Origin of the sequence: Micromonospora sp. NPDC005553 (assembly GCF_042871765.1) — a bacterium.
Taxonomy (GTDB): domain Bacteria; phylum Actinomycetota; class Actinomycetes; order Mycobacteriales; family Micromonosporaceae; genus Micromonospora.
This window is the reverse complement of sequence record NZ_JBIAJD010000006.1, coordinates 307,355-328,246: the sequence shown is the minus strand read 5'-3', so window position 1 is coordinate 328,246 and position 20,892 is coordinate 307,355. Positions and strand designations below refer to the sequence as shown.

13 protein-coding genes are annotated in these 20,892 nt (G+C 71.0%); 11 read left to right on the top strand and 2 right to left on the bottom strand.

Annotated features, from left to right (window positions below; translation table 11 throughout):
- Window positions 1-89: 89 nt before the first annotated feature.
- Genes ACFYPG_RS25360 through ACFYPG_RS25345 form a run of 4 tightly spaced genes read left to right on the top strand, consistent with a single transcriptional unit; the run spans window position 90 to window position 6,937 of the window.
- On the top strand, window positions 90-1,055 hold the full coding sequence (locus ACFYPG_RS25360) for a glycosyltransferase family A protein (protein WP_355005426.1): 966 nt from the start codon (window positions 90-92) through the stop codon (window positions 1,053-1,055).
- Entirely contained in the window at window positions 1,055-2,122 is a 1,068-nt protein-coding gene (locus tag ACFYPG_RS25355) for a glycosyltransferase (RefSeq protein WP_355005427.1), read from the top strand. The genes ACFYPG_RS25360 and ACFYPG_RS25355 overlap by 1 nt, the downstream gene beginning before the upstream one ends.
- Window positions 2,123-2,148: 26 nt before the next feature.
- Entirely contained in the window at window positions 2,149-3,480 is a 1,332-nt protein-coding gene (locus ACFYPG_RS25350; protein WP_355005428.1) for a polysaccharide biosynthesis C-terminal domain-containing protein, read from the top strand.
- 1 nt (window position 3,481) lies between these two features.
- Entirely contained in the window at window positions 3,482-6,937 is a 3,456-nt protein-coding gene (locus ACFYPG_RS25345; RefSeq protein ID WP_387354097.1) for an acyltransferase family protein, read from the top strand.
- Here ACFYPG_RS25345 and ACFYPG_RS25340 read toward each other — a convergent pair.
- A complete protein-coding gene (locus ACFYPG_RS25340; RefSeq protein WP_387354096.1) occupies window positions 6,934-9,012 on the bottom strand; it encodes a sialate O-acetylesterase in 2,079 nt (692 codons plus the stop codon). The genes ACFYPG_RS25345 and ACFYPG_RS25340 overlap by 4 nt on opposite strands.
- 1,495 nt (window positions 9,013-10,507) lie before the next feature.
- Here ACFYPG_RS25340 and ACFYPG_RS25335 point away from each other — a divergent pair.
- A complete protein-coding gene (locus ACFYPG_RS25335; protein WP_387354241.1) occupies window positions 10,508-10,981 on the top strand; it encodes a hypothetical protein in 474 nt (157 codons plus the stop codon).
- Between the two features lie 305 nt (window positions 10,982-11,286).
- Here ACFYPG_RS25335 and ACFYPG_RS25330 read toward each other — a convergent pair whose 3' ends face one another.
- Window positions 11,287-13,008 (bottom strand): hypothetical protein, encoded by a 1,722-nt coding sequence (locus ACFYPG_RS25330; protein WP_387354095.1) that lies wholly within the window; start codon window positions 13,006-13,008, stop codon window positions 11,287-11,289.
- 11 nt (window positions 13,009-13,019) lie between these two features.
- Between ACFYPG_RS25330 and ACFYPG_RS25325 the strand changes: the two genes are divergently transcribed.
- From ACFYPG_RS25325 to hutH, 6 genes are all read left to right on the top strand, one after another.
- Window positions 13,020-13,871, top strand: coding sequence for a MurR/RpiR family transcriptional regulator (locus tag ACFYPG_RS25325; RefSeq protein ID WP_355005433.1), 852 nt, complete (start codon window positions 13,020-13,022; stop codon window positions 13,869-13,871).
- Between the two features lie 17 nt (window positions 13,872-13,888).
- Window positions 13,889-15,547 (top strand): urocanate hydratase, encoded by a 1,659-nt coding sequence (gene hutU / locus ACFYPG_RS25320; protein ID WP_387354094.1) that lies wholly within the window; start codon window positions 13,889-13,891, stop codon window positions 15,545-15,547.
- Window positions 15,548-15,633: 86 nt separating this feature from the next.
- Window positions 15,634-16,803, top strand: coding sequence for an allantoate amidohydrolase (locus ACFYPG_RS25315; protein ID WP_387354240.1), 1,170 nt, complete (start codon window positions 15,634-15,636; stop codon window positions 16,801-16,803).
- Window positions 16,794-18,161, top strand: a complete 1,368-nt coding sequence (locus ACFYPG_RS25310) for a formimidoylglutamate deiminase (RefSeq protein WP_387354093.1) — start codon at window positions 16,794-16,796, stop codon at window positions 18,159-18,161. The genes ACFYPG_RS25315 and ACFYPG_RS25310 overlap by 10 nt, the downstream gene beginning before the upstream one ends.
- Window positions 18,158-19,345, top strand: a complete 1,188-nt coding sequence (gene hutI / locus ACFYPG_RS25305) for an imidazolonepropionase (RefSeq protein ID WP_387354092.1) — start codon at window positions 18,158-18,160, stop codon at window positions 19,343-19,345. Before ACFYPG_RS25310 ends, hutI begins: the two co-directional genes overlap by 4 nt.
- Window positions 19,342-20,880: a histidine ammonia-lyase gene (gene hutH, locus ACFYPG_RS25300; RefSeq protein WP_355005437.1), complete on the top strand. Its 1,539-nt coding sequence runs from the start codon at window positions 19,342-19,344 to the stop codon at window positions 20,878-20,880. Before hutI ends, hutH begins: the two co-directional genes overlap by 4 nt.
- Window positions 20,881-20,892 lie beyond the last annotated feature (12 nt).

Here is a 20,892-nt window from a genome sequence, read left to right as displayed (position 1 = left end):
TCCGCCCACGCACCGGCACACCGCCGGGTACGGCCACGGCCGTGCCCGGCGGCCGTGTGCAGGTCGTACCCCAACGCATGGAGAACGCAATGCCGAACGTATCCGTCGTGATCCCCACCACCGGCCGCCCCAGCATCGCCGACGCGGTGCTCTCCGCCCGATCGCAGCAGGGCACATCCGTACACATCGTGGTCGTCTGTGACACCCCGGAGGTGCCGCAGACGGTGCGGAACCTGGGGCAGCACATCGACCGGGTGGTCTGCACCGGCGGCGGCCGGCGCGGGTCGTACGCCCGCAACCTCGGAGTCACCCACGCCATCCCGGGCAGCCACGTCGCGTTCCTCGACGACGACGACACCTGGCTGCCGACCAAGCTGGCGGCACAGGTTCCCGCGCTCGAGCGGGTCGCGGCGGCCGGGTTCCGCCCTGTCGTGTCGTCCCGGATCCTGCAACGCAAGGACGGCGCGGAGCCGCTGCCGACACCGGCACCCGCCGAGGTGATCCCCGACGGCATGCTGCCGGAGGACTACCTGTTCCGCCGCCGTCACCTCGGCATCGGCCGGCAGTCGTTGCCCACGTCGACGCTCCTGACCACGTACGAGTTGGCGACCGAGTGCCGCTGGGACGAGACGCTCCCCCGACACCAGGACTGGGACTGGCTGGTCCGGGTCGCCCGGCTGCCGCGCGTGAAGATCGTCCAGGTGGAGGAGGCGACGGCCGTCTACACGGTGGGCAGCCCCGGGTCGATCTCGGCCGGCGCCGACTGGCGTACCTCGTGGCACTGGGCCCAGCGCTGGGAGGGAGTGTGGGCACCGGGGACCTTCTCGGACTTCATCGCGGCCCAGACCCTCCGCTACGCTCTCCAGGCCCGGGACCGGGAGGGCGTGCGGGAGATGGTGCGGGCGATCCGCCGCAACTCGCCTCCGTCCGCCCGGAACGCGGTGCTGGCGGCGCTCGGGCTCGTACCCAGGTCGACCCTGGAACGGGTCGCCATGCGCAAGTCGAAGGCCCCCAGCAGCCCCACTCGACCGCTTGAGACCGAACGGCCACACTGATGCGTCTGCACTTCGTACTGCCGCAGCTCGAGCCGTACTACGGCATGGAGCGCGCCGCAGTCCTGGTGATGCGCGGGCTCGCACGTCACGGCGTGGAGGTGTCCGCGACCGTTCTGTCCCGGGGAGTTCCGCACGGGCTCGACGATCTCCGTATCGACACCCTGGACCTCGGGTCGCGGCTCACCCGGCTGGTGGAGGCCGTACCCCCGCTGCGCCGCAGGCTGCGGAGCCTGCCCCCGGACGTGGAGGTCGTCGCCAGCGGGTTGTGGGGCAGCGTGCCCGTCGGGGCGGCTCTGGCTGGCTCATCTCGGACCTTCATCGCATGGGAGCACTCGCTGCTGCCCGAGCGAATGCGGGCCGACCGTCGGGTACGGATGCTCGCCCGTGCTTCCGGGTTCGGTGCCCTCCGGCCACGGCTCGTCGTGGCCGTGTCCGACGGCGTCGCCCGGACGGTACGCAGTCTCCACTCCGGGTCGCGCGTCGTCACGATCCCCAACCCGGTGCCGACCGCGCCGTTCGTCCCGCCCCGGCCGATCGCCGATCCAAGGAGGATCCGGCTGGTCACCACCGGCGCGCTCCGCCCCCTGAAGAACCACCTGTGCGCCATCGACGCGCTCGCGGAACTGCCCACCTCCTACCACCTGACCCTTGCCGGAGACGGCGAGGAGCGGACACTGCTGGAGACCCGGGCGCGCGAGCGCGGCCTGGCGGATCGGGTGACCTTTCTCGGTCGGATCCCTGACGTCCGTGGGCTGCTGACCGACGCCGACCTGCTCGTCCACCCGTCACTGGCGGAGACCTTCGGATTCAGCCTCGTGGAGGCAGCCGAAGTGGGGCTGCCCGTCGCCGCGATGCCCGTGTCCGCCGTCGACGAGATGGTGCCGGACCTGGTGCCCGGCGTGCTGACGACGGCCCCGACCTCGACCGCCCTCGCCGAGGCGATCAGGCACCTGACGGGTTTCGGCCGGCCCGGTCCGGTGGAGTTCGAGAAGGCCTGGCACGCCCGCTCGGCCGCCTTCGATCCGGCCGGGATCAGCCGACAGTGGGTGGAGGCGGTACGACGATGACCCTCGCCCAAGGAGCAGTCGACCTCGTGGGCGAGCCGGACCGGAGCGCGTCGCCACGTCACCGGGCGCCTCGCCGGGGTGACGCCTTCCTGCGCAAGTCCGGCAGGTTCTTCGTGGGAACCCTGCTGCGGACTCTCGCCCAGGGAGCACTCTTCGTGCTGCTGGCGCGGGAGATGCCCATCGACACGTATGGCCTCTTCGTCGGCATCACGGCCTTGGTGGCGGTCATCTCGCCCTTCGCGTCGGCCGGCGCACCGAGCCTGATCTTCCAGAGCCACGCCGACGCGCCTGCCGAGTGGGCCCGTCACCTGGCCCGAGGGCTGCTGCTGTCGGTGGTGTTCGGGGCTGGCGCGACAGTGCTCGTCGCTGCGGCGGGCGCGCTGATCTGGGGCGCGCAGGCGAGCCTGATCGACCTGTTCTGTCTGGCCTTCGCCGACCTGGTGGCCTGGCGCCTCATCGAGGCGGTGGCCGCCTCAGTCCAGGCCCGGGGCCGGATTCTGCTGGCCTCCGTCATCCCCGCGTTGCTACAGGTCTCCCGGTTGGTCGGGGTCATCGTGCTGGCTGCGGCGGCCGGACCGGTCACCCTGCACGCCTGGGCCGTGACCTCGGTGCTGCTGTCGACGGTGGTGTGCGTGGCAGTGGTCCTGGGTGGCCTACGCGGGTCAGGTCGGACTCCCCTGGAAGTCCGGGGATCGTTGGCGCAGGCGCGGACCGGCATGCTGTTCGCCGTGGGTCTGTCCGCCCAGACCGTGTACAACGATCTCGACAAGGTGATGCTCTCCAAGCTGGGCACCACGGAGAGCGCGGCCATCTACGCCGCGGCGTACCGCGTCGTCGACTTCGCGTACACGCCCGCCCGGTCGATGGCGGCTGTCGCGTACCCCAACTTCTTTGAGGCGGGGCGCAACGGCCCTCGAGCCGCACTGCGGCTCACCCGCAAGCTGCTGCCGCGCTACCTGGCGTTCAGCGTGCCGGCATCGCTTCTTCTCGTCGCGTTCGCCTGGATGATGCCAGTGGTCTTCGGCCCCGAGTACGAGGCCGCCACCCTCGCTCTGCAGGGCCTGAGTGCACTGCTGGTGCTGAAGGCAATCCATTACCTCGCCGCCGATACCCTGTCCGGTGCCCGTATGCAGGGACGCCGGACTGTGGCCCAGATTGCGGTCGGCGTGGTCAATGCCGGCCTGAACGTCTGGCTGATTCCGGCGTACGGGTGGCAGGGTGCGGTGGTGTCGAGTCTGGTGTGCGACGCTCTGCTCGCCGTCCTGCTGTGGGGGTGCCTCGTCGCTGCCCTGCGACGCGACCCGCACCGCGACGCCGATGCTGAGGCGGCATCGGCAGCTGACCGAGAAAGGGTCTGACGTGACCACCATCTTCGGTGTCCTACTGACCGTCGGTGGCATCGCGGTAGCCCTGTGGTTGGTCCGAGTCCCGCGGAACATCGCCGCCGCCTTTGGCGACGGTGCGACCGCTGTCGCTCTGGTCGGGTTCGCCGTGCTCACCAACGCGGCGCCCGCGCTCGTCGGCGACAAGAGCTCGGCGCTGATCGGCGTACTGCTGATCACGCTGCTGGCCTGGCTGGTGCTCACCGGCCGGGCGGTTCTGCGCGGACCTTCCGATGTGTGGCTGCGGATCTCGATCGCGATGGCCGGCGCGCTGCTCGCCTGGTCTGCCGGCGTCGACGCCCTCACCGGAGACGGCTTCTACGGTTCTCGGTTGCCGGCTTACTCGGCGGCCGCGCTAGTGCTGCTCGCCGTCTGGTTGATGGCTGCCCGCACCGCAGTGAGCGTCCGGGCGGTGGCCTACACGGGGCTGGCGGTCCTGGCACTGCTGGCCATCCCGACCGCGCTGTACGAGCAGTCGTGGCGAACCTGCACCGGCGGGCAGTTGGAGAAGTGTTCGCTGGCCGGGGCACTGTTCAAGAGTTTCTACGACTCTGAGAACTACGTTGCCATGATCGCCTCGTTCACGGCGGTGGCGGCCGTCTGCGGCCTGCGTCGCTGGGAGCGGTGGGCCGCTGTGGCGTTCTGCCTGCTGATCATCATTGCCACCGGATCCCGGACCAGTTTCCTGGCCCTCGCAGCGGTAGGCGGATGGCTGCTCGGCGCGTCGTTCCTCGAGCGGCGGCGAGCGTACGCACAGATCAACTTCGCGTTCTGCGTTGCCTTGGTCGTCGGCGCCGTGGGAGCGGCCACCTACCTGACCTGGAGCGCGTCCAAGACCACCCTGAGCAACCGTGGCAACATCTGGGTCCACGTTCGCGAATACATCGCAGGGTCGGAGGTGACCGGCGTCGGGGTCTCGAAGTGGTACTACCTCCGGGACATCGGCGACGCGCCTCACCACTTCTTCCACTCCGGCTACGTCTTGGCCATCTTCTCCGGGGGCTTCGTCGCGCTGACATTGTGGGGCCTCTGGTTGGCTGCATTGCTGCACCGACCAGTCGTCGACGGGCGGGCCTTCTCAGCAAAGACCCCGCTCGTCCTCTTTGTCATCTACTCGTTCACCGAAGTCGTGTGGAACCCGCTGTCGGCTGACGGGCTGACCTGGATCGCCATGCTGCTGATGCTGACCGCCTCGGTGTCCGCGACCCCGGCCCGCGCCCAGTCGCCCGGACCGGTGGACCTGGTAGACCGGCCCGGCCCATTCGCCAGCCTCAGGTGGCTGACGGGACGGCATCACGCCACCGCGGCAGCACCGGCCAACCCCGGGACGTCCACGACAGTTGGTACGCCGGTTGCGGTTTCCAGTTTCCGTCCGGATATCCAAGGGCTCCGGGCCTTCGCCGTCGTCGTGGTGATCGCCGATCACGTCTTCCACTGGCCGGCTGGCGGCTTCGTCGGAGTCGACGTCTTCTTTGTCATCTCCGGGTTTCTCATCAGCGGCCTCCTGCTCAAGGAACACCAACGGACCGGCAGGATCTCCTTCACGGACTTCTATCGACGACGGATCCGGCGGATCCTTCCGCTGGCGCTGCTGGTCCTTGTCACCACCTACCTCGCGGCCTCCCTGCTGTTCATCGGCGAGCGCCTGCGGTCGACAGCCTGGGATGCCCTGGCCGCTGCCCTCTTCTCGGCCAACTGGCGCTTCGCCGCCGCCGGCACCGACTACTTCCAGGCGGATGGGCCCGTGTCGCCGCTACGGCACTACTGGTCGCTTTCGGTCGAGGAGCAGTTCTACTTCGTCTGGCCGGTCCTGATCACACTGGTTCTCGGCTTCACCGCACAACGGCTCCGCTGGACGCAACCGAAGGCACGGTGGGTGCTCGGCGGCATCATGGCGGTGCTAGCCCTCGCCTCAGTCGCCTTCGGCCTGTGGCAGACAGGACATGCCCCCACCGACGCGTACTACTCGACCTTCTCCCGCGCCTGGGAACTGGCGGTGGGTGGGCTCATCGCGCTGACGGCACACCGGTGGGCGGCCCTACCGGCCCGGGTACGGCTCGCCATGCAGTGGGTTGGCCTCGGGGGTCTGGTCGCCTCGCTCTTCCTCGTGGGCCCCCAGACGCCATTCCCCGTCCCGGGTGCGGCGCTGCCGGTGCTCGCCGCGGTCCTGGTGGTGGCAGGCGGTGCCGGCGGCGCGCCGCGAATGCTCCCGCTCACGAATCCCGCGTCACGGTATGTCGGCGATATCTCCTACTCCCTCTACCTGTGGCACTTCCCACTGATCGTTCTGATCGGCGCGGTGCTGCCGGCAGAGAGCAGCAAGACGCAACTCGTCGTGCTCGCCGGCACCGCGTTGTTGTCCGTCGCCTCGTACCACCTCTTGGAGGACCCGATCCGGCGCTCCTCGTGGCTGGACAGCAAGCCGCGGGAACCGGGCCGCCCCCGGTCCCGGGTGCGTGGTCTCCTGTGGGGCGCACCGGTCGCCGCCCTCACTGCGGGCTTGGTCCTGGTCACCGTAGTCGCCTTCGGGCCCGGATCCCGGCCGCCCGCACCGAATCCGGCCGCCTTCACGAGCGAGACCGCACTGGCCGCCGCAGTCGAGGAGGCGTTGCGGGCGAAGGAGTGGCCGCCAGTCACCCCCGCCCTGTCCGAGGTGGGTCGGCAGGGCTTCGCCCGGGAGGACTCCCAGGGTTGCGGACCGGCCACACCGCGCGGTCGGGACTGTTCAGCTGTCAACGTCGATCCGCAACGCCTTGCCGTGGTGGTCGGCGACTCGACCGCCATCGCGTGGCTGCCGGCCATCCGGGCTGCGCTGGAGCCTCAGGGCTGGACGGTCCACCCGATGACCTACGTCGGCTGCCCGCTGCTGTCGACGACGACCATCGCCGACGACGACAGCATTACCCGGGCCTGCCCGGCCCACAAGGAGATCGTGCGCTCGTTCATCGCCGACGTGAAGCCGGCGCTGGTCATCGTGACCAACACCTACGCGCAGCGGCTGCAGGCAGAGGGCGGGAAGCCCTCGCTAACCATCTGGGAGGCATCGGCCAGGAAGGCCAGGGAGTGGCTCTCACCCGCTGGCGAAGTGGTTGCCCTTCAGCCCCCGCCTCCGGCGATGAACCCGACCGCTTGTGCCACCCGCTTCTCCAGCCCGAAGGACTGCGTGGCGAAAATCCAGGCGCTGTGGCGGTCGTACGCGGAGGCCGACGAACGCGTGTGGAGCGAACCGGGATCCGCGTACGTATCGACCCGGTCGTGGTTCTGCGCCCCTGACGATCGTTGTCCCGCGTTCGTGAACGGTGTGGTCGTGCGGCGGGACGCCTCACACATCACCAGCGAGTACGCCCGCAGCCTCGCGCCGCTGTTGACGGCAGCTCTGCGACCCTCGCTCGCCAAGGCGCTGACGACCCCAGCCGCCATGCCCGGCAGCTAGCCATCAACGATCGGCAGGTCCTGGAAGGCCAGCAGTCCGGCCCCGATACCCGTGACGATCCCCGGCGCGGTCCGGCCCAGATAGCTGACGCCGCTCGTGGGGAACGCGGGGCCGGTGAGCGTCAGCTCCAACTGGCCACCGTCGCGGTACTCCACGCCACTGACCGAGACCCCGCTGCGGGTGATCCGAAAGTCGGCCGCGGCCCCGGGGTTGACAGTGAGCTTGTCGTTGTCGCGGAGCTGGATGACGACCCGGGTGCGGCCGTCGACGAATGCCGCCGACCGGGGGTTCGGCGCCGCTACACCAGCGGCCGCACCCCCGTAGAGATCACGAGCCACCGTCGCGAAGACCTGGTCACCGAGTTCCCGGTAACCCTTCTCCCATGCGAAGTGGCAGTTTTCTCGGCCAGTGAGGCCGCTGGTGGACAGCACTGTCACCCCGAGCGTGTCCGCCATCCGCCGCTGGGCCTCTCGGAGCGGGCCAGGCGAGCTGTCATCGCAGGGCGACGTCCGTACCTGGAACACGTAGTAGCGGCTGTCCGTCCCCAGCTCGGCACGCCAGTTACGCAGCAGGTTCGTGACACCGGCCATGTGCCCAGCGGCGTCGTTCCGGTCAGCCTCGCCGTGGTACCAGAAGACCGCCCGGATCTGGCCGAACAGCCCTGCGGCAAGGAGACGCTGGCGCAGCCGACCGTAGTTGGTACGTACGTCTCCGGGGTCAACGTCGCTACGTTGGAAGTACGACACGGTCTTTCCGGCGAAGCCACCGTTGAGGATGGCCACCGGCACCTGGTAGGTGTCCACGAGCCGCCGTGCTGTCCGGATCCCCCACTGACCCACCGACCCGGGTTGCTGGATGACGTCAGAGACCGCGTAGTTCCAGCTCCGATCGGCCGCTGAGAAGTCCGGTTCCGGAGTCGACGAGCCGAAACTGCGAATGAACTCGTGTTCCTCCTCCCCTGAGGATCCGCGGTAGGCAGCCGCCACCGCGTTCGACTGGCCTTGAATCACGTACACGTCGCCGGCCACGACACCCTCCCACCGGGCGACGCGACGATGCACACCGTCGCCCAGCACGTAGAGGTCGAATCGGTACGCGCGCAGCGCTGCGGAGATCCGGTGGCGGAGTGAGAACGCGCCACCGGGACGAACCACCGTGCTTTCCTCCCAGGCTTCGGAACCGCTGACGACCTTGATGCGCACTGCGGCGGCCCGCGGGTCCGCGGCCCGTCCGGCCACCAGCACCGTCGCGCCGCCTGCTTCATCTCGCTGGTACAACTGCCGGTCCGCTGGATGTTGATCGACGGCGAGGAGGGCTGGGCGGGCATACACGGTCAGGCGCCGCTGCCCGAGCGCACCTGCGTTGTCGGCGAAGGTCCAGTCGGAGTTACCGGTCGGCGCCGATCCGATGCCGAGGGAGAGCGGCCGACCCGGTTGGGTGAAGCCGTTGACGGCCAGGATCGTCTGTGGCACCTCGGCGGCTGGTCGGTCTGCGGCCACACGATGCACCTGGAATGAGCCATAGAAGTCTGCGACCTGGGGATCGTCGTCGGCGTCGTACTGCTGAGTCGAGGCGGCGGGGATCTGGCGGGAGGCGAAAGGACGATAGCTGTTGGGCCATATCTCCAGATAGCCGGTGAGACCGGTCCCGGTGGTAAGCCCGGGGACGTTCGTAGCGACTTCCAGGTCGGCGACGCGCTGCCGGACGATCGGGTCGGATCGGTCGGGCAGGCCCAGCCGGTGGACGTCGTCGGTGAAGGGCGCCATTGCCGTCCATACCCACTGTCGGCCGGGTGGGCGGTCCAGTTCGAGGCAGTAGCCGACCCGGTCGAATCCGCCGGTGATGGTCGAGGATTTGTCGAAGACGAGGGCCGGGGGCCGCCCGTCCCCCCGTTCGGGCAGGTCGATGGCACTAACTGGGAGGAAACCAGCCATGCCGCCGGCATTGGCGGAGCAGGCGGTGTCGTCGATTGGCGTCACTGGTCGCTGCGCGTCGTCGAACTCCGGCGCCGACCAGGCGGCGGTGGGCCGGCCGCCGTCCGACGGTGGCCAGTCAATCGCTACGACGACCGCCACCAGTAGACCGACAACGCCAGCAGCAACCCAGACGAGGCGAGGCCCCGCCCAAAGACGGCCCAATGCGGGGATGGGACCGGGCAACCGTGGACCTCCTAGTAGCTGCCTCTACGACGCCCGAGCACAAACACCACCAGCACCACGAGCCCGACGGCCAGGGCCCCGCCGGCGCCGGCGAGCAACGGCACCGCCCATGCGGGCCGGTCCGACGTGCCGCCGTTCCGACCGCTCGCCATGGCGGCCTCGCGGTAGGACTGGGCAAGCAGATTGGCCGGCGACGACCTGGCCGCTTCGTCAAAGCGTGCCGCGGCGGTCGAATCGTCGCCGGCGAAGTACGCCTCCAGCCCGCTGCGATAGACCTTGTCGGCCGGGCCGAGATCGTTGCTGATCCCCGCGGCACCGAGCAGACCAACCATGGTGGAGACCGGCACGAGGATGCGGTTGGCCTTGTCCGGCCTCAGCAGGTCGGAGTCCACCATGCCGACGATGCGGCCGCTCGGGTCGATTGCTATGCCGCCCTTCGAGTATGGCCCCAGGTCCTCGTTCACGCGGTAGACAGTCAGGGCCGAGCGATCGTCCACCCCGGTGACGTTCACCGTCTTGGTTTCCACTCTGTATTCGGCGGACCGGTAGGTGGTATCCGTGGTGTTGTAGCCGAGGAGCATGACGGGGGTGTCCGCGGCGACGACGGCAGACGGATTCAACTCAGCGGTCGGTAGATTCTCCTGAGCGAGCTTGACCAGGGTGAGGTTGCCAGCTTCGACGGGAAGCGTCCGCACCACTGCGCCACTCACCGCTGGGGTCGCCGTCAGGTCACCCTTAGCGAGGTTGAGCTGTCCATACAGCTTCAACTCGGGCTGGTCGGCCGCACCCATGCCGGTGAAGGCCGAGGTCCTCACCCGGTCCCTGATGAAGGCATCGAAGTCCTTCGCGGCGAGTCGTCCCTCCGAAACCAGCACATTGGCCACGGTGTTCAGGGCACCGCCGAGCAGGATCTCGGGCGGCGGTTGCAGGCAGATGCCGTTACTGAGGGCGTATCCACCGTGGTTGATGACAAACCCGCTGCAGCGCCGGCTGACGGTGACCGGGCCCTCGCGCAGCAGCGCATTGTCGACCTTGTTTCGGAGGTACCCGGTGAAGACTGCTTCAAGGAACACCATGGACGGTCCGGCCACCGCCAACGCACGTTCCTCGGGGCTACGCAGGGCGGCCTCCGCCCATGGCTTCAGGCCAGGAAGCGCCTGCGCCTCGCCCGGGAAGGCAGTGGACGTCACCGGGGGCGTGGGCACTGGATCTGCGGGGTCACCGGACGTCACCGCCCAGATGCCCACCCCACCTCCCACGACCACAACCACGGCCAGCGCGGAGAGCGCGGCCCACAGCCCGGTGCGCCGCCTGGGTGGCGCGGACGGCTTGATCCGACGGACGGGCGCGGCGAACGGATCGTGCGTGGGCAGCTCGCTCTGCATGCCGGGTTGGGCAACGGGCACCTGAACTGTGTGCGCGGAGGCCGGTTCGCCAGCGGGCGACGCCGGGGCGGCCGAGACGGGCTGGGTGGTCGAGTCGGCTGCCTGGCCAGGGATCGGGTTGCCGTGGATGGCCCACGGCGCTGGCGGCCCCCCGGAGACGGGCTGCGGCACACCCGACACCGGCTGCGGCACACCCGACACCGGCTGCGGCACACCCGACACCGGCTGCGGCACACCCGACACCGGCTGCGGCACACCGGAGACGGGCTGCGGCACACCCGACACCGGCTGCGGCACACCCGACACCGGCTGCGGCACACCCGACACGGGCTGCGGTGCTACGTCGACTGCCTGATACTCGACGCCGAGGGCTCGGAACAGCCGCTCCGCCCCGGGCCCAGCCTCAGCGGGATACGCGACCCACGGGCTCGCCGCGGAGAAGTCCGCGTACGCGAAGGCAGGCCCGTCGCTCGACTGGGCGAGAGCGTTCGCCACAGTGACGAACGCTTGTCGCCACTTGACGTCGGCGGCCACGGCGGCATCCAGCACCGCCACCGTAGCGAAACGTCCCTGCCCATCGATCGCGGCCCAAGCCTTACCCACCGGGGATCCACCCAACATGTGGGTGAAGCGGTATGGGCCCTCCGGCTGCATTGGCACTCCTCCGCTCGACGCCCTGCGGATAGTACCGAGCGGCACACAACTTGCCACCCGCCGGTCGACGGACGGAGAGATCAACCATCGCGCGGGTTGTAGCGAGCGGACGCCCGTCCGCGGTCCCCTGCAGGGCCGCTCGCTCCGGCCGTCACCTCCTGCTGATCACGACGACCGGTTCCGGCCCGGAGGTGACCGAGCGCACCTGGTAGGCGGCCAGCGCGGCGCGCCAGTCCGGCTCGCTGGGATGGGTGTAGGTCCGGATCAGCCACACCTGCGTTCCAGGTGGCCGCGTCGATGCTTTCGCCAGGATCTCGTCCAGGGCCCGCTGAATGCTCCGCGCGCCGCCGGCCGGGTCAATCAGAGGGAGCACCACGTTCGGTCGGTTGGGCATGCCCACCGTGAAGCCCACGGTGCTGGATATGGGCGCGACGAGTTCGAGGGGGTCGTCGGAGTAGAGGGCGAATCCAAACCAGGCCGGTCCGGCGACCACCACTATGTCGTTCGGGCCGGCGTGTGTGGCGACGTAACGGGTAGCCGAACCAATGGTCGTCACCGCGCTGTGGTTGCGCCAGAGGCCGGCTTCGTCGCCGTCGAAGCGCCACCAACGCTGGTTGGCGACCGCGTAACTGGACAGCAGCAGCGCGCAGATCACGCCGGAGACAACGACCGGCCGACCACGACGGACCACCATCGCGACCAGGTCAGCCAGTCCCGCGACGCCAATGCCAGCGACCACCGCGGTGAGCACAAGCAGAAAGTGCGAGGTGCGAAGGTCGAGAAGGGGGTAGATCTGCGCGAGTCCCAGCCCAGTAGCCACGACCGGTACCAGCAGGATGGCGATGCCTGTACCAGGGCGACCTTGACGGACCAGGGTCAGCACACCGAGCAGCAGCAGCGCGACGAGGAGCCATCCGGGAACGCCAAGCAGGGGAAGCAGATTGCTGATCCGGGCTACGAGGTATTCGGGTAGCGAGGAGAGGGTCGGAAAGTAGGAGGTCCAATAGCCGTGCATGGCGTCGTTGTCGGCGCGGACGGAGACACCGAAGTAGACAGCTGCCGCAAACCCTCCGGCAGCGAGGCCGGCGACCGCTGTTCGAACAGTCCTCGACCAGTTACGAGAGAAAACCGCAGCGGCGAACAGCAGGCCCCCGAAAACGCAGGGTGCGATGATCGCGGTCGTGTGGCTCACCAGCATCCCTGCGAAGACCACCGCTACTACGACGGCAAGCCTCCGTCGGGACCACGACTGCTCCGTCCAGGCGGCCAGGGCGAGCAGGCAGACCGCCACTGCGGCGTCAGCCGTGTACTGCTTCAGGTCGTGACGGATCTGCTGGGCCGGCAGCAGCAGGACGACGAGCCCGGTCACAAGGCCGATGAGAATGCCATGCGCACGGTTCCGGCCAACAGCACGACCGAAGAAGTAGGCCGCGACGACGGTCAGCAGTTGGAAGCCCAGGGGTACGACCCGGAGGTGGTCGATGTCCGGGACCAGTCGGAGCAGGAAACTCCACCCGATCGGGCTCGACGAGGTCGTCACCGGCAGGTCGGCGAGGGGAAAGCGGACCGAGAGCGCGACCCACGCCTCGTCGCCCCAGTACTGGGCTGTCAGCCACGACCGGATGTCGTTGACGACGAAGAAGGCCCCGATCAGGGCGATGATCGGCAGCGCCTCACCGACCGCCCCCCGAACGCGCGGAGAAGGCGCCGGACGAGAGGCCTGAATGGGTGGGGCGTCCTCGACTGCGACCACGACGCTCCTTCTCGCTGGCGCGATCCTGCTCGCGCTGGACGCCCGCATGTTACGAGTCGCGACGGCTGAACGGGGGGCGGGGGTGACCCGAGGTGGTTGTCTATGAAAGTTTCTATGCATAGAGTCAGCTCATGAATGAAGGAGCTGTCGCGGCACCCGCTGACCGGGTGCTCGACCTGTTCCAAGGGGTGCGCCTCACCCCCACCCAGCGCCGCATCGCGCACTGCCTGGTGCAGCACGCCCCCGGCGTGGCGTACCTGTCCGCCGCCGAGGTCGCCGAGCTGGCCGGCGTGAGTCAGCCGTCGGTCACCCGGTTCGCCGTCGCGCTCGGGCACGACGGCTACCCGGCCCTGCGCCGCCGGCTGCGCGATCTCACCGGCTCGACTCCGGGCGGATCGACGGACACCGGCAACGAACTCCAGCAGGCGGTACGCGCGGAGATGGGCAACCTGGACCGGCTGGCCGGTCAGCTCGCCGACCGGGACCGGATCGCCGAGACCGGGCGGTTGCTCGCCGAGAGTCGCCCACTGCCGGTGCTCGGCCTGCGCGCCGCCGCGCCACTGGCCGCGTACTTCGCCTACTTCGCGGCGAAGGTGCACCCGGACGTACGGGTCCTCGACGACGGCGGCAGCCTGCTCACCGACCGCCTGGAGCAGGCGGCCGAGGCCGGGGCGTCCGCCGTCCTGGCCTTCGTGCTGCCCCGCTACCCCCGGGAAACCCTGGACGCGCTGCGCGACGCCCGCCACGCCGGGTTGACGGTGGTGGCGATCACCGACTCGCCGGTCAGCCCGGCCACCGAACACGCCGACGTGGTGCTCGCCGCCGCGGTCGGCGCGCAGCTCGTCTTCGACCTGCACACCGCCCCGATGACCCTGGCCATGGTGCTGTTGCAGGCGATCTGCGACGCCACACCGGGCGAAACCCAGCGCCGACTGGAGGCATTCGAAGCCTCCGCGGCCCGCCGACAGTTGTTCCTCGGTTGACCGGAGGAGAACCAGAGATGACCCAGCCCATTCGTGCCGCACGGGGCAGCCAGCTGACCACCCGCGGGTGGCAGCAGGAGGGCGCCCTGCGGATGTTGATGAACAACCTCGACCCCGAGGTGGCCGAGCGCCCCGACGACCTGGTGGTCTACGGCGGCACCGGCAAGGCGGCGCGGGACTGGCCGTCGTACCACGCGTTGGTCCGCACGCTGACCGACCTGCGCGAGGACGAGACGATGCTGGTGCAGTCGGGCCGTCCGGTGGGGGTGATGCGCACCCACGAGTGGGCGCCGCGGGTGCTGCTGGCCAACTCGAACCTGGTCGGCGACTGGGCGACCTGGCCGGAGTTCCGCCGCCTCGAACAGCTCGGCCTGACCATGTACGGGCAGATGACGGCCGGCTCGTGGATCTACATCGGCACCCAGGGCATCCTCCAGGGCACCTACGAGACGTTCGCGGCGGTGGCCGCCAAGAGGTTCGGGAGCACCCTCGCCGGCACGCTGACGCTGACCGCCGGCTGCGGCGGGATGGGCGGCGCGCAGCCGCTCGCGGTCACCATGAACGGCGGCGTCTGCCTGATCGTGGACGTGGACCGCACCCGGCTCGACCGTCGGGTGCACGACCGCTACCTGGATGAGGTCGCCGACTCCCTGGACGACGCGATCGCTCGGGTCCTCGCGGCGAAGCGGGAGCGCCGGGCCCTGAGCGTGGGCGTGGTCGGCAACGCCGCCGAGGTCTTCCCGGACTTGCTGAACCGGGGCGTCGAGATCGACATCGTGACCGACCAGACCAGCGCGCACGACCCGCTGGCGTACCTGCCGGTGGGGGTGGAGCTGGCCGAGGCCCGGGACTACGCCGCCGCGAAGCCGGCCGAGTTCTCCGACCGGGCACGCGCGTCGATGGCCCGGCACGTCGAGGCGATGGTCGGCTTCCTCGACGCGGGCGCCGAGGTGTTCGACTACGGCAACTCGATCCGGGGTGAGGCGCAGCTCGGCGGCTATCAGCGCGCCTTCGACTTCCCGGGCTTCGTGCCCGCGTACATCCGGCCGTTGTTCTGCGAGGGCAGGGGTCCGTTCCGGTGGGCGGCGCTCTCCGGCGACCCGGCCGACATCGCGGCCACCGACCGCGCCATCCTCGACCTGTTCCCGGAGAACGAGTCGTTGGCCCGGTGGATCAAGTTGGCCGGCGAGCGGGTCGCCTTCCAGGGCCTGCCGGCCCGGATCTGCTGGCTGGGTCAGGGCGAACGGGACCGGGCGGGCGTGCGGTTCAACGACATGGTCGCCTCCGGCGAACTCTCCGCCCCGGTGGTGATCGGCCGGGACCACCTGGACACCGGCAGCGTCGCGAGCCCGTACCGGGAGACCGAGGGGATGGCCGACGGCTCCGACGCCATCGCCGACTGGCCGCTGCTCAACGCCCTGGTCAACACGGCAAGCGGGGCGTCCTGGGTGTCCATCCACCACGGCGGCGGGGTGGGTATCGGCCGGTCGATCCACGCCGGGCAGGTGTGCGTGGCCGACGGCACCGCCCTCGCCGGTCAGAAGATCGAGCGGGTGCTCACCAACGACCCGGCGATGGGCGTCATCCGGCACGTCGACGCCGGCTACGAGAGCGCCCGCGAGGTCGCCGACCGCACCGGGGTCCGGGTACCGATGACCGAGGGCGACCCCGCGTGAGCGCGAGGAGTGCAGCGGAGCGGAGCCCCGCAGTCGCGAACAACAGAGACTCAGCGAGCGACGACCTTTCCGCCCGGTTCCGGGCGCTGTGGGACGAGATCGCGCCGGTCGGGCGGGACGCCGACAGCGGCGGCTATCTGCGGTACGCGTTGACCGAGCCGGAGCGGGAGCTGCGCGCCTGGTTCCGGGCGCAGGCCGAGCGTCGTGCGATGCCGGTCACCGAGGACGGCAACGGCAACCTCTTCGCCCACTGGGGTGACCCGCAGGCGTCCGACGCGGTGCTGACCGGCAGCCACTTCGACTCGGTGCCGCACGGCGGGGCGTACGACGGGCCGCTCGGCATCGTCAGCGCGTTCCTCGCCGTGGACGAGCTGCGCGCCGCCGGCGTCACCCCCGGCCGACCGCTGGTGCTGGGTGCCTTCGTCGAGGAGGAGGGAGCGCGCTTCGGCGTACCCTGCCTGGGGTCTCGGCTGCTCACCGGGGCGCTGGCGCCCGAACGCGCGGCCGGCCTGCGCGACGCGGCCGGGGTGAGCTTCGCCGAGGCGCTCGGTGACCGGCCGGCGGGCGCCCGCCCGGAGCTGCTGGGCCGGATCGGGGCGTTCGTCGAGCTGCACGTCGAGCAGGGCCGCGCGCTCGTCGACACCGACGCGCCGGTCGCGGTGGCCAGCGCGATCTGGCCGCACGGCCGCTGGCGCTTCGACGTCGTCGGCGAGGGCAACCACGCGGGTACGACCCGGATGGCCGACCGCCGCGACCCGATGCTGACATACGCGTTCACGGTGCTGGCGGCCAACAAGGAGGCCCGGCTGCGCGGCGCGCACGCCACTGTGGGTCGGGTCGCCGTCGAACCCAACGCCACAAACGCGATCCCGTCGAAGGTGACCGGTTGGCTGGACGCCCGGGCCGCCGACCCGGAGACGCTCGCCGGTCTGGTCGACGCGGTACGCGGCAAGCTCGCCGAGAGGGCCCGCCGCGACGGTACCGAGGTGACCGTCACCGAGGAGTCCGCCACAGCGGTGGTCGCCTTCGACGGAGGGCTTGCCAAACGCCTCGCCGCGCTGCTCGACGCGCCGGTGCTGCCCACCGGCGCGGGGCACGACGCCGGGGTGCTCGCCGCGTACCTGCCCACCGCGATGCTCTTCGTGCGCAACCCGACCGGCGTCTCGCACTCCCCCGCCGAGGCCGCCACCGACGACGACTGCGCCGCCGGGGTGCGGGCGCTGGCCCGGGTGCTGGAGGAGCTGACATGCCGGTGACACCGAACCGCTGGCTCGCCGAGTACGCCTGGCTGCCCGAGCACGCCGAACCCACCCCCGACGTGCTGATCGAGGTCGAGGACGGCCGGATCACCGCGGTGACGCCGCTGCTGGGAGCGCACGGACCGGAGGCCGGGGTCGAGGTGTACGCCGACGCGGTGGCACTGCCCGGACTGACCCTTCCCGGCCTGGCCAACGCGCACTCGCACGCCTTTCACCGGGCGCTGCGCGGGCGTACCCACGGCGGCCGGGGTGACTTCTGGACCTGGCGGGACCAGATGTACGGCATCGCGGACCGGCTGGACCCGGACACCTACCTCGCCCTGGCCCGGGCCGTCTACGCCGAGATGGCGCTCGCCGGGATCACCTGCGTGGGCGAGTTCCACTACCTGCACCACCGGCCCGACGGCGGCGCGTACGACGACCCGAACGAGATGGGCGCGGCGCTGGTCGAGGCCGCCGCGCACGCCGGGATCCGGCTCACGCTGCTCGACGCCTGCTACCTGACCTCCAGCGTGGACGGTCAGCCCCTCGCCGGGCCGCAACGCCGCTTCGGCGACAGTGACGCGGGCCGCTGGGCCGAGCGGGCCGCGGCGTTCCAACCGACGGACCCGCACGTCCGGGTCGGCGCGGCCGTGCACTCGGTGCGGGCCGTCCCGGCCGATCAGTTGCGCACCGTCGCCGACTGGGCCCGGGAGCGGCAGGCGCCGCTGCACGTGCACCTCTCCGAACAGCCCGCCGAGAACGACGAGTGCCGGGCCGTGCACGGGCACTCGCCCACCGCGCTGCTCGCCGAGCACGGCGTGCTCGGGCCGCACACCACCGCCGTCCACGCCACCCACCCCACCAGCGCGGACCTGTCAGTGCTCGCCGACAGCCGGACCGGGGTGTGCCTCTGCCCGACCACCGAGCGGGACCTCGCCGACGGCATCGGCCCGGCCCGGCTGATGGCCGACGCCGGCATCCGGTTGAGCCTCGGCAGCGACAGCCACGCAGTGATCGACCTGTTCGAGGAGGCTCGGGCGGTCGAGCTGGACGAGCGGCTGCGGACCCGCCGGCGCGGCCACTTCGCGCCGCTCGACCTGCTCAACGCGGCCAGCGTCGCCGGGCACGCCGCGCTGGGCTGGGCCGACGCCGGAAGGATCGCGGTGGGCACCCGCGCCGACCTGGTGACGGTACGCCTGGACAGCGCCCGCACCGCCGGGGTGCCACCGGTGGGCGCGTTCTTCGCCGCCGGCGCGGCGGACGTCGAGCAGGTGGTGGTGGACGGCCGGGTGGTGGTGGCCGAGGGCCGGCACCTGACCGTCGACGTACCGGCCGAACTGTCGTCAGCGATCGAGGCGGTGACGCCCGCATGAGCGGCAGCCTGCTCGTCGACAACATCGGGGAACTGGTCACCAACGGTGCCGGCGAGGGCCCGCTCGGCATCCGCCGCGACGCCGCCGTGCTGGTCGAGGCGGGTCGGGTGGTCTGGGTCGGGCCGTCCGCGTACGCGCCGGCCGCCGACCACCACGTCGACGCCGGTGGTGCCGCCGTGCTGCCCGGGTTCGTGGACAGCCACGCCCACCTGGTCTTCGCCGGGGACCGGGCCCCCGAGTTCGCCGCCCGGATGGCCGGTCAGCCCTACACCGGCGGCGGCATCCGGACCACCGTCGGTGCCACCCGGGCCGCCACCGACGAGGAACTGCGTGCCACGGTGCGCCGGCTGCGCGGGGAGGCGCTGCGCCAGGGCACCACGACCATGGAGATCAAGAGTGGGTACGGCCTGACCGTCGCCGACGAGGCCCGCTCGCTGCGGATCGCCGCCGAGACCAGCACCGAGACCACCTTCCTGGGCGCGCACGTGGTGCCCGCCGAGTACGCCGACCGCCCCGACGACTACGTGGGGTTGGTCTGCGGGCCGATGCTGGCCGCCGCCGCTCCGTACGCGAAGTGGATCGACGTGTTCTGCGAGCGGGGCGCCTTCGACGTGGACCACGCCCGCGCCATCCTGGCCTGCGGTCAGGCCGCCGGCCTGGGCGTACGGCTGCACGCCAACCAGCTCGGCCCCGGCCCCGGGGTGCAACTGGGTGTGGAGCTGGACGCGGCCAGTGTCGACCACTGCACCCACCTGAGCGACGCCGACGTGGCCGCGCTGGCCGACACGGCCCACAGCGACGGGTCGGGCACCCGCACCGTGGCGACCCTGCTGCCCGGCGCGGAGTTCTCCACCCGCTCGCCCTACCCGGATGCCCGCCGGCTGCTCGACGTCGGTGTCACGGTGGCGCTGGCGACGGACTGCAACCCCGGGTCGTCGTACACCTCGTCGATGCCGTTCTGCGTGGCCCTCGCGGTCCGCGAGATGCGGATGACCCCGGCGGAGGCGGTCTGGGCCGCCACCGCCGGTGGCGCACGGGCGCTGCGCCGCGACGACATCGGTGTCCTCACCCCCGGCGCACGGGCCGACCTCGTCGTCCTCGACGCGCCGTCACACCTGCACCTGGCCTACCGGCCCGGTGTCCCCCTGATCCGCCAGGTAATACGCAACGGAGTTCCGCAATGACGCACGTGACCATCCAGCCCACCGGAGTCTCCGCCGACGACGTGCTCGCGGTGGCCCGCGGCACCGCCACCGTCGTCCTCGCCCCGGCCACCATCGACGCGATGGCGACAAGCCGGGCCATCGTGGACGGCATCGAGTCGTCGGGCCGTCCCGTCTACGGGGTCTCCACCGGGTTCGGCGCGTTGGCAAACACCTTCGTCGCGCCGGAGCGGCGGGCCGAGCTGCAACACGCGCTGATCCGCTCGCACGCCGCCGGGGTGGGCGCCCCGATGCCGCGCGAGGTGGTCCGGGCCATGATGCTGCTGCGCGTCCGGTCCCTCGCCCTGGGCCGCTCCGGGGTCCGGCCGCTGGTCGCGGAAGCCCTGGTCGACCTGCTCAACCACGACATCACCCCGTGGGTCCCCGAGCACGGCTCGCTGGGCGCCTCCGGTGACCTGGCGCCGCTGGCGCACTGCGCGCTGGTACTGCTCGGCGAGGGCTGGGTGCTCGGCCCGGCCGGTGAACGGCAGGACGCCGCCGACGCGTTGACCGCCGCCGGGCTCAAGCCGATCGAGCTGGCCGCCAAGGAGGGGCTGGCGCTGATCAACGGCACCGACGGCATGCTCGGCATGCTGCTGCTGGCCATCCACGACGCGGAGCACCTGTTCGCCATGGCCGACGTGACGGCCGCACTGGCCATCGAAGCGATGCTCGGCTCGGAGCGGCCGTTCCTGCCCGAGCTGCACGCGATCCGCCCACACCCCGGTCAGGCGACGTCGGCGGCGAACATCCACCGTCTGTTGCAGGACTCCCGGGTGATGGACTCGCACCGCGACGACCTGGCGCACGCCGTGCAGGACGCGTACTCGATGCGCTGCGCGCCGCAGGTGGCCGGCGCGGCCCGCGACACCCTGGACTTCGTCCGCACCGTCGCCGGCCGGGAACTGGTGTCCGTTGTGGACAACCCGGTGGTGCTGCCGGACGGCCGGGTCGAGTCGACCGGGAACTTCCACGGCGCACCGCTCGGCTTCGCCGCGGACTTCCTCGCCATCGCCGCCGCCGAGGTGGGCGCGATCGCCGAGCGGCGGGTCGACCGGCTGCTCGACGTGACCCGCTCCCGGGAACTGCCGGCGTTCCTCTCCCCCGACGCCGGGGTCAACTCCGGGCTGATGATCGCCCAGTACACGGCGGCGGGGATCGTCGCCGAGAACCGTCGACTGGCCGCCCCCGCCTCGGTGGACTCGCTGCCCACCAGCGGAATGCAGGAGGACCACGTCTCGATGGGCTGGGCCGCCGCGAAGAAGCTGCGCACCGTCCTGGACAACCTGACCAGCCTGCTCGCGGTGGAGCTGCTGGCCGGCGTACGCGGCCTCCAACTGCGCGCCCCACTGGAGCCGTCCCCGGCCGGCAGGGCGGCCGTCGCCGCGCTCGGTACGGCAGCCGGCGAGCCCGGCCCGGACGTGTTCCTCGCCCCGGTGATGGAGGCGGCCCGTGCCGTCGTCGCCGGGCCGGAGTTACGCGCCGCCATCGAACGGGAGGTCGGCCCGCTGGGCTGATCTCCGGCGGGT

Coding starts and splice junctions, on each gene's coding strand:
- ACFYPG_RS25360 (WP_355005426.1), top strand. CDS start 90: ATGCCGAACGTATCCGTCGTGATCCCCACCACCGGCCGCCCCAGCATC.
- ACFYPG_RS25355 (WP_355005427.1), top strand. CDS start 1,055: ATGCGTCTGCACTTCGTACTGCCGCAGCTCGAGCCGTACTACGGCATG.
- ACFYPG_RS25330 (WP_387354095.1), bottom strand. CDS start 13,008: ATGCATAGAAACTTTCATAGACAACCACCTCGGGTCACCCCCGCCCCC.
- ACFYPG_RS25325 (WP_355005433.1), top strand. CDS start 13,020: ATGAATGAAGGAGCTGTCGCGGCACCCGCTGACCGGGTGCTCGACCTG.
- hutU (WP_387354094.1), top strand. CDS start 13,889: ATGACCCAGCCCATTCGTGCCGCACGGGGCAGCCAGCTGACCACCCGC.
- ACFYPG_RS25310 (WP_387354093.1), top strand. CDS start 16,794: ATGCCGGTGACACCGAACCGCTGGCTCGCCGAGTACGCCTGGCTGCCC.
- hutI (WP_387354092.1), top strand. CDS start 18,158: ATGAGCGGCAGCCTGCTCGTCGACAACATCGGGGAACTGGTCACCAAC.
- hutH (WP_355005437.1), top strand. CDS start 19,342: ATGACGCACGTGACCATCCAGCCCACCGGAGTCTCCGCCGACGACGTG.